Source organism: Paenibacillus sp. J14 (genome assembly GCF_000518465.1).
Lineage (GTDB): Bacteria > Bacillota > Bacilli > Paenibacillales > Paenibacillaceae > Fontibacillus > Fontibacillus barengoltzii.
In genome coordinates this window covers 1-3521 of record NZ_JADQ01000102.1, presented here as the reverse complement: position 1 = coordinate 3521, position 3521 = coordinate 1, and the positions used below count along the sequence as shown (strand labels likewise).

The following is a 3521-nucleotide window of genomic DNA, read 5'->3' as shown; positions in this document are numbered from 1 at the left end:
CTCAGGCAGAGTTAAAACCGAGGGCTTGACAAAAACGTTCATAGCAACGGACTGAAAAGCCCTTATTTGATGTTAAGGAGGATTGTTCTCTCAACTTTCCATCAAATAAGAGCATCTGAGTCCGTTACATTCACATGACTGCTGATCACACGCAAATAGCGGCATCTAGGTCCGTTAGCGGACGCAAAAAAACGCCTGAGGGAAGCCTTGCCTCCCCCAGGCGGGTTCGTCGTCGCACCGCGCGGGCAACTTGCCTCGCGGTGCAGCCCTTGCCGCCGGCAGCGCACGCATCCGCGCTGCCGGCAAGAACATGGCGCCGCGGCGCCCGGGTGCATAGAAGCACCCCGCGGCCCGCGCGCCGCCTACGCCTCGGCGGCCGGCCCATCGGCCGCCGCCGGCGTGCCGCCGCCCGCCCGCGCTTCGCGCTGCGGTGCGGGCGTGGCGCCCCGAGCGCCCCGCGCCGCACGGGCACTCGCGCGCGGGCGCAGCAGCTGCAGCAGCGAGAGCGGCTGCAGCCTTACCGCCGCCGGCGCCAGCTCGTCCGGCGCGAGAATCGCGCCGAGCTGGTGGTGATCGCCGGCGTAGATGGCGCGCTGGAGGAATTTACTCTCGCCCGCGAGATTCCGTACCTCCAGCTTGCAGAAAGCCGGGTTGATCCGCAGCGCCGCATGCAGATCTTCCTTCGTGGGCACCGGCACGCCGTTGACCTTCACGATCGACTCGCCGGCCCGGATGCCCAGCTCTTCCGCCGGACTGCCCGGCAGCACCGCGAGCACCTTCAGTCCCCCTTGCGGATGGACAAACATCGGGCTGCGTTGCTGCTCCTCATAACGGCTCAGCCAAATCAACGCTTCGTGCAGCCCAAACGCCGCGAGGGCGGCCACCAGCATCAGCGGGCTCCACCACGCTGCGAGCAACGCCAGCACGGTGATCACCGCGCCATACCCCAGCAGGCGGCTGGACGAAACGCGCGCTTTATCCTGAGGCAGCATCCCCAGCGTCATCTCCGAGAATCCAAGCACGATCGGCAGCCCGATCATGCTAAAGCCGTCTTGCCAGGCATCTCCGCCAAACAACGGCGTCCACGGCAGAACCCCGCCTAACGTCTGCGCCGGGACGAGCAAGAACAGCGGCACCGGCCACAAGCTTTGCATTTGATACCCGCCGATCAGCTTGCCTCTTTTTCCTTCAAAAAACAACGGCCCCGCAAACGAAGCCCCCTGCCAACGAACCAACAATCCTTCGGCCAAATGCAGCAAGCCGACCAGACAAAGCAATGCCGGAATATCCAGCTCCCGGACGACACGAACAACATCGCTTAGAACCGGGGCCTCTGCCGGATCCGGGATCAGATGGAATACAAACTGGAGGACCCCCAGCACGCCCACAGCGTAAGCGAGACATAAATAGCGGATGCGGAACAGCATCAGCACCAGCGTAACCACCCAAAGGCAGAGCATTCCCTCCATCGTCAAATTCATTCCAAGGAAGACGAAGACGACGGAAACCGCCAGCCCCGCCAGCAGCCCGCCAAGAGCGGTTTGCCAAGTCTGCAAGCCCCAGCTGTGCAGGCGAACATGAAACAGACGGCGTTCCAGCACAACCTGTCTGCGATAGAGCAGCAGGATGACGATAATCGAGATATAGTAGAACGGCTGCAACAACAGCTGCGCCCCCGCTTCCGCCAGACTCCACAATCCTTCGAGAATGAGATCCAAGAGGTATTCACGCTCCTTTTTTGGTGTACAAGTTCAAGCTTGTCCTCTATCTTTAGGAGTAATGATCAGTTCACCGATGTACTCCAACGAAAATCAGAAAAAAAGAGGGCCGCATTTCAGCCCTCTTAGGGATTCGACATTCACTTCGCAATTTCCTTCCGCATAATCTCGAGTGCCCGATTTAACTGCAAGTCGTTTTTCGGATCGCGGATTTGTTGGATGATGCTGGCTTCCAAAGCCCCGGCGGTTTTCTCGTCCAGCACGCCGTTTGCCGTAAGCTTCTGGTCCGTCTGGAACTTTTTCAGCGCCTTCTCGGTGCTTTTATCGAAATATCCGTCTTTCCGACCCGGATTGTACCCGAGTCCGTCCAGCATCGTTTGAGCGCTTTTGATATCCTCACCGAGCATATCGTATTTGTACGTTTTTTCCTTATTGATGGGTGCTACCATAAAATAATCCGGCTGGGACACCTCAACATCCGGCTTGATCCCTTTCTTATGGATCCATTCGCCGTTTGGCGTCAGCCACTTGGCAATGGTGATCTTCAGCATGCTGCCGTCGCCCATTTCCTGACTGTAGCTGGATTGCACCGTTCCTTTACCGTAAGTTGTCTCACCAACCAGCTTCGCTCCTGCAGATTCCTGGAGAGCACCGGCCAGAATTTCCGAGGCGCTGGCGCTGCCCTTGTTGGTCAACACAACGACCGGGTAGGACTTCCCGCTTCCTTTGGAAACCGATTGCTGCCGGCGTTTATATTTATCCTCGATTTGGACGATGGCTTTCCCTGCCGGCACGAACTGTTCGGACATCGCCTCGACGACGTCCAGCACCCCGCCCGGGTTGTTGCGCACATCGATGATCAGGCCTTTCATGCCTTGTTTCTCGAGGTTTTCCAGCTCCTTCTTGAAACGATCCGCCGTATTCAGCGAAAACTCGGTCACCGTAATAACCCCGATTTTGCCATCCTTCATCTCGGCATAGACCGTTTCCAGCGCAATGTCATCGCGGACAATCTCAAATTCCAGCGTATTGGCGACGCCAGCGCGTTTGACCTTCACCTTCGCAACGGTGCCTTTCGGGCCGCGAATTTTGGCCACTGCCTCATTTAAGCTTAGCCCCTCGAACGACTCTCCGTTCACCGACAACAGGATATCCTTCGGTTGAATGCCAGCTTTTTCAGCAGGAGAGCCCTTGATCGGGGAAACGACCACGACATTGCCGTTCTCCATGGACACCTCTGCTCCAATTCCGGTAAAAGAACCCTCAATCTGCTCCGAGAATTGCTGCGCCGTATCCGGGGCCATGTAGGAGGAGAAAGGATCCTCCAGCGCATTCATCATTCCGTCGATCGCACCATCAATTAACTTGTTCGTATCCACGTCCTCGACGTAGTTTTTTTGGACGAGCTGCAGCGCCGTCTCGATTTTTTTGATATTTTGCTTCGAGCCGGTGCCGGCCGTGTCGGCATAACTTCCGCTGCGCAGCGGTCCCGTTCCGGCAAAGCTCCATTCCCCCGTCAGCGTTAACGTCAACAAGCTGCTGACCAGCATGGCTGCGACAACGAGCAGGGCTACCGTACGACCTTTAAACATCCTTGATCACCGCCTCCGAAAAATGAACATCACCGGGCGGCGTGCCCGGCACGTCCGAATTGAACGTCACATAGTATATGTTCCACCCATGAGAAATATTTACAATTTAAGGTGGATTTAAAATTGGCTTCTTATCACGATGCACTTTCAAGCAGCCTAGTCCACGTCGAATCTTGAATTCAGCCGAGTCTTCCGTTGCTCACGTAGGATT

General features: G+C 57.0%; 2 protein-coding genes. Both read right to left on the bottom strand.

The window, feature by feature from the left end:
- Window positions 1-362 precede the first annotated feature (362 nt).
- Complete coding sequence (locus M891_RS24425; RefSeq protein WP_051417176.1) at window positions 363-1718, bottom strand: PDZ domain-containing protein; 1356 nt, start codon at window positions 1716-1718, stop codon at window positions 363-365.
- 140 nt (window positions 1719-1858) lie between these two features.
- Window positions 1859-3310, bottom strand: a complete 1452-nt coding sequence (locus tag M891_RS0122035) for a S41 family peptidase (RefSeq protein ID WP_028540287.1) — start codon at window positions 3308-3310, stop codon at window positions 1859-1861.
- Between the last annotated feature and the right edge of the window lie 211 nt (window positions 3311-3521).